This is a genomic window from Pricia sp. (assembly GCF_041745955.1).
Classification (GTDB): domain Bacteria; phylum Bacteroidota; class Bacteroidia; order Flavobacteriales; family Flavobacteriaceae; genus Pricia.
This window is the reverse complement of sequence record NZ_JBGTHY010000323.1, coordinates 1-5,373: the sequence shown is the minus strand read 5'-3', so window position 1 is coordinate 5,373 and position 5,373 is coordinate 1. Positions and strand designations below refer to the sequence as shown.

Sequence of the window (5,373 nt, the reverse complement as noted above, 5' to 3'; positions counted from 1 at the left end):
GTATTCGTTCATCCTCAAAATCGTATCCCCAAGAGGACGGACATTCAAAAAAGTATGGATGTCATAGATGCCATGGGCCAGCTTCTTGGTCAGCACCTCTTTCTTTTCGTCCTCGTTCCTTTCAAAAAAGGATACCCCATCAGCAGTCGTCAGAAAATAATCGTGTAAAATCTGCACCTCAACTAGTTTTTTAAAGACCGTTTCACTCATTACATTCCGCATTTATCATCGTTTCTATCGTCTTCACCGTTTCGATTAGCGGAGCTTGCCGACCGGAATTCTCCTGTATTTTCACCAATCGGACCTTGTACATGGCGAAGGGCACCTGTTTTCCTCCCAACGAGCCCCATAAATGGTTAATCTGCTCGAACGTCAGGGTATATAGCTCTACGTTCAGCCGTAATTCATCCTTGGTCTCTTGGGGTATATTGTTGTCGTTCGAAATAGTAGTAAAAGGGGAATTTTTGATCGTATAGGTTTTCTTGGCCTGAAAGAACTGTATGATCAACGAGAGCCTATGCAAGGCAAACTCATAGGCGTCTTGCAGGTCTTGGCCCAGCGTGGCCGATATCAGCACATAGAGATTCAGGAACACGGCCGGCTCGACATATCGAATGCCGTTTATCGTTCTGACCGCATTGCCCCCGTTCTTTAATGTGCTTTCTTCTTCTGTATTTACAAGGGTGATCACAATTTTATTGCCCAGATCTGCCGCGGCATCACCTTCCATTAGGGCGATGTTGTGAAGAATCACATCGTCTTGAGTAATGGAGTCACCGGGTCTTTTGTTTAGGAAGACGTATTCGCTAAGTTCATCCCGTAACAACTTTAGGGCGAGGCCGATCATGGTCCATATCCGTTAATACGTTAATCGGGGGAATAATCTAATGGGGGTGATCCGTTGGTGGCAAAAGGCCGAATAGGCCAAAACTGTTTGGTAACGGGTCTGGATGTGGATGCAAGATGATCAAATGAAGGGTCGAAATCAATCCCCATTTTTGGGGATTTATGGCAAAGTTTTTTGGAGCCATTATTTGAGGTTTGGCCGAAGTATGGCGTTCGGGAAGGGGCAAAAAAAAGGGAGAGGTCGATAAAGAGGATGATGACAAATAGCTTTAATCCATAAAAAATCCTCTATTCCCCAAAAGTAAACTCAGGCAACCGGACAATCTCCCCGGTCTTCAACGTAGATTCATTGGCCAATATCCCGACACCCAAAAGGAAGGGGACACGTAGCGCATGAACCGGGTCTACGCCCATGTTCGAAATCGCCCTTGTCCATGCCGAACACCAAGAATTCTTCGAGGGCAGATTTAGCCGTAATTGTCAAAAGCAATTGACAACGACACCGTAGAAGTATATGAGCAGGGGGATTAGAAACCAACCTTGGTTTTCGAAAATAAATCCCCGATAATCCCCAAAAATCCACGTGCGCCAAGTATCTTTGACCGGTATTAAAACAGCCGTTTTTAACGAAAAGTCCCCAATGGAAACGCGTAACATGAGTATATACGTAATCCGTAAGGAGCCCGATTACGCAATTGTTGTTTAACGGTCGGGCAAAACCAAGTACAGCCTGCTTTTTTAGAAAAAAGAAGCCAGTTTTGAAAAGTATCGATGACAGCACATAAAAATTCTGACCTGATCATTCCGATATCCTTTTTGATACATCTGTGTATCATCAACGGTATTTTGGCCATGCTCACGCCCGAGACCTATTTCGACCTCTTTCATATTCTACACTATAATATCTCTTGGTTACTGATTACGTACGGCCTTGGTTACTATCCAACAAGCCGCATGGAACAGTTTACGACCAACATTTACAAAATGTTTCAGCTCTATCTCATTTATGGCCTTGCCTATTTTGCGCTATTCGGTATTACACGAACCGATTATGGATCGCTGGAATATCAACTTTTTGTTTACATCTTGATCTGTCTTTGCCTTACCTGGTACAGGGTCATCTTTTATTGGGCGAGACGCCAATATCGGCTCCAAGGAGGCAATTATGTCAAGGCAGTTGTTCTGGGCAGGGATAAAAACCTCAAGAAAATTCGAAAAGTGTTCGATGAGCCTTACCTAGGCTATCACTACATGGGCTATTTTGACGATAACGCATCGAAAAGCCCCACGTATTTGGGAAAGATTATAGATTGTTTTCTCTATATACTAGAAAACGATATCGATGAAATCTACCTTGTGGCCTCGAAGTTCAATCGCGACGAACTCAAGAACCTCATCGACTTTGCCGATAATAATCTCGTTAGGGTCAAGATCATTCCCGATAACAAGGAAATTTTTTCCAAGGCGATGTCCATAGAACTCTATGGCTCCGTTCCCGTATTGAACATTCGTAAAGTACCGCTTGACACCGAATACAGTCGTCTTTCCAAACGTACCTTCGATATTTTGTTCTCCTCCCTCGTAATCGTCATAGTGCTATCTTGGCTAACCCCACTTTTATTCATTGTCATGAAAATCGAATCGCCCGGACCCTTATTTTTTAGGCAAAAACGCCATGGTTTCAAACGCCAGGTATTTTGGTGCTACAAATTTAGGTCGATGCGCTCTAACAAGGATGCGAACTCAAAAATGGCAATCAAGAACGATACTCGAATCACACGCATCGGAAAGTTTATTCGTCGGACCAGTATAGATGAACTGCCCCAGTTCTTCAACGTTTTTCGGGGCGATATGAGTGTTGTGGGACCGAGGCCCCATATGGAACTGCATACCTGGGACTTTGAAATGTCGGTGGACAAATATCTTGTACGCCACTTTGTAAAACCGGGTATTACCGGACTCGCACAGATTAAGGGCTATCGGGGGGAAATTACGAAGAAGGCGGATATACTCCACAGGACGAAACTAGACATCTTTTATGTGGAAAATTGGTCATTGGCACTTGACATAAAGATCGTGGGGCAGACCTTAGTCAATGTATTCAGGAAAGATGAAAAGGCCTACTAAGATCTGTTAGTACCCCTAGTTTATCATGTCTATCATAACCATTTCTTTCAAACCTAAAATTTTACGCTCTTAATGTAGGGGCAACCTAGAAACACGTCTATCATTTTGGTGATAAAGCATGCATTTCATCGAAAAAAACAATCTTTTCATCGATGTTTGTAGGACTTGCCTTATTTTTGTCGACTCATATATGTTTCCAGTATTGAGCGTACCCAGAAACTGATGTATTTCATAACATAACCCTATTAACACGAAACATTGAGTTAATATTAAAAGGCCCCCCGACCTTGAACAGACTACCTTTTTGCCTACTTATTCCGCTAATTTTTCTAGCGAAGACGTCATTAGCACAAGAATCAAATACCACGGTTCACCCAATCCCTAAAATTCTCAGTTCATCCGGATTTGAACAAAATGGGTCGGAAGGTCTTTCCTTTTCCGTCGGATCATTGAATAGCGTCATAGTTTTAGCGGCACAAGACAGTGTTTCCCAAAATGCCATACTTCAAGATACTACGCTTGTGGCGGCCGCATTAATCGATTCGATCCCGCAAATTTCCGAGGACTTGGAGGAGGCAGTAAGTATTTCACTTCATCCCAACCCGTTCGTCGACAGAATTACCTTAACTATTGACGGTTTCATGAGCGAGAGTGAAGAAAACTACCATTTTGAGCTTTATGACCTGGCGGGTAACCTATTAAATACGGGGCAGGTAGGTAATAGGCAAGAGGAAATTTTACTAAACTCCATCCCAAAAGGGATATACATCTTACTACTTTATAAAAATGAAAAGGAAATAGAATCCTTTAAGTTAATACAATCCAACCAATGAGCACAAAGTGTTTAGTATCCTGTTTTTTCTTTTTTCAGTCGCTTTTGATTTTGGGCCAGACCCCAGAAAAAATAAGCTATCAGGCCACCATAGTCAATGCCGATAATACACTATTATCAAAAACCCGGATTGCAATGAAAATTGCAATCCTTCAAAATAGCCTTTCGGGAACATCGGTCTATGAAGAAGTACATAGCCCCGTCACATCGTCGAACGGCACGGTAAGTCTAGAAATCGGGGGCGGGTCGCCCATAAGGGGCAGTTTTTCGGAAATAGTTTGGTCGAAAGGTCCCTATTTTATTGAAACCTCTGTCGATATAAATGGCGGCAGCTCGTATAAATTACAGGGAGCCTCCCAATTATTAAGCGTACCTTATGCGCTGCATGCCAAAACCGCTGAACGCATTGCAGATGATGGTAATTATGTTTTGAAGGCCAAACCCATTTCATTTACGACTTCTAGAAATGCCAACACAGAAGATGTCGGTAATATTATTGAGTGTACCGCGGACGCTACCTTAACTATAATCAATAATTTTGTCGACATGAAAATCGGCGACGTCATAAACATCGAGGCACATAATGGAGCGAAGCTTATCGTCGAAACCGCCGACCAAGTAGAACTGAACTATGCCAAAAATGGGAACGCCATTTTTGAAAGCACACTCGAGAACGTACGTTTTGGATTGCTGCGGAAAATTGATGTTAACGCTTATATTATATCCGGTCAATGAAGTTATTTCACTTTATCCTTATCTTTTGGTCCTGTACGGTTTTTTCGCAAAGTTTCCCCTACAGTCTGGATTCATCGTCAGATAAAGCGAACCAAGCCAATACCGAAGTTGGAAAAGCCTTCAATTTACCTGAGGAGGACCTTTATTTCAAATCTTACCTTTTACCTATTTCCGAGGGTTATAGACTACAGGAGGCTTTAGACACCCATAATTCCGTACGTTTGGAGAAGGGAATATATGAAAGTACCCCGATTGTGATGAAGACCGGACAACGATTGTACGGCCATCCTAGCATAACCAAAGTCAATGCGACAATTAGTATAAAAGCCGGTAGCAACAGAGTAAAAATACAACACATAAATCCTAAGAACTTGATTTTCGAATCTGGTGCTCCTATAAAAAATTGTTTCTTCAAAACCATTCAGTACACCCGTCTAACATGTGCCAATTGCTCTATTGAGGATAATACCTTTATTAACATGGATAAATGTGTTATAAGGTTTGACTGTAGTACATCGGGCTATTTTAGAAATAACAAGTTTATTAAACTATGGTCACATACAGCTTGGCCGCAAACAGTTATGAAAGGTAACACGGAAATGCCAAGCTATGGCAACGTTGTTTTATGGCGTAATTACCTGTTCCCCGAGGGGGATGCCACCGACATTTCGGAACTGGAATCTTTGACATTGGTAGGTATTGACGCAGAATCTTGGAACCACAAGAACATGGGAGAAAAACCGCTTTTATTTATGAGGCAAATGGGTGACGTGAAAATCGGGAGCTTTTCAGGACTGAATCATGGCAGATACCCTACACCTACCTACGATATT

General features: G+C 42.4%; 5 protein-coding genes and 1 pseudogene. 4 read left to right on the top strand and 2 right to left on the bottom strand.

Features of this window, described 5'->3' with window-relative positions; genetic code table 11:
- Together ACEW8S_RS11765 and ACEW8S_RS11760 are read right to left on the bottom strand one after the other, a co-directional pair.
- A pseudogene (locus ACEW8S_RS11765) lies at positions 1–210 on the bottom strand (hypothetical protein); the annotation flags it as partial.
- A complete protein-coding gene (locus ACEW8S_RS11760) occupies positions 203–847 on the bottom strand; it encodes a DUF4255 domain-containing protein (RefSeq protein WP_373518342.1) in 645 nt (214 codons plus the stop codon). The gene ACEW8S_RS11760 and the pseudogene ACEW8S_RS11765, both read right to left, overlap by 8 nt.
- Positions 848–1,617: 770 nt before the next feature.
- On the opposite strand from ACEW8S_RS11760, the gene ACEW8S_RS11755 reads away from it, so the two are divergent.
- The 4 genes from ACEW8S_RS11755 to ACEW8S_RS11740 form a co-directional block, all read left to right on the top strand.
- Positions 1,618–2,973, top strand: a complete 1,356-nt coding sequence (locus tag ACEW8S_RS11755) for an exopolysaccharide biosynthesis polyprenyl glycosylphosphotransferase (protein WP_373518341.1) — start codon at positions 1,618–1,620, stop codon at positions 2,971–2,973.
- 449 nt (positions 2,974–3,422) lie between these two features.
- A complete protein-coding gene (locus ACEW8S_RS11750; RefSeq protein ID WP_373518340.1) occupies positions 3,423–3,806 on the top strand; it encodes a T9SS type A sorting domain-containing protein in 384 nt (127 codons plus the stop codon).
- Positions 3,803–4,540 carry a hypothetical protein gene (locus tag ACEW8S_RS11745; protein ID WP_373518339.1) on the top strand — a complete coding sequence of 246 codons (738 nt, stop codon included), beginning with the start codon at positions 3,803–3,805 and terminating at the stop codon, positions 4,538–4,540. The genes ACEW8S_RS11750 and ACEW8S_RS11745 overlap by 4 nt, the downstream gene beginning before the upstream one ends.
- A gap of 581 nt (positions 4,541–5,121) precedes the next feature.
- On the top strand, positions 5,122–5,373 hold a 252-nt coding region (locus ACEW8S_RS11740; RefSeq protein ID WP_373518338.1), incomplete at its 3' end, for a hypothetical protein.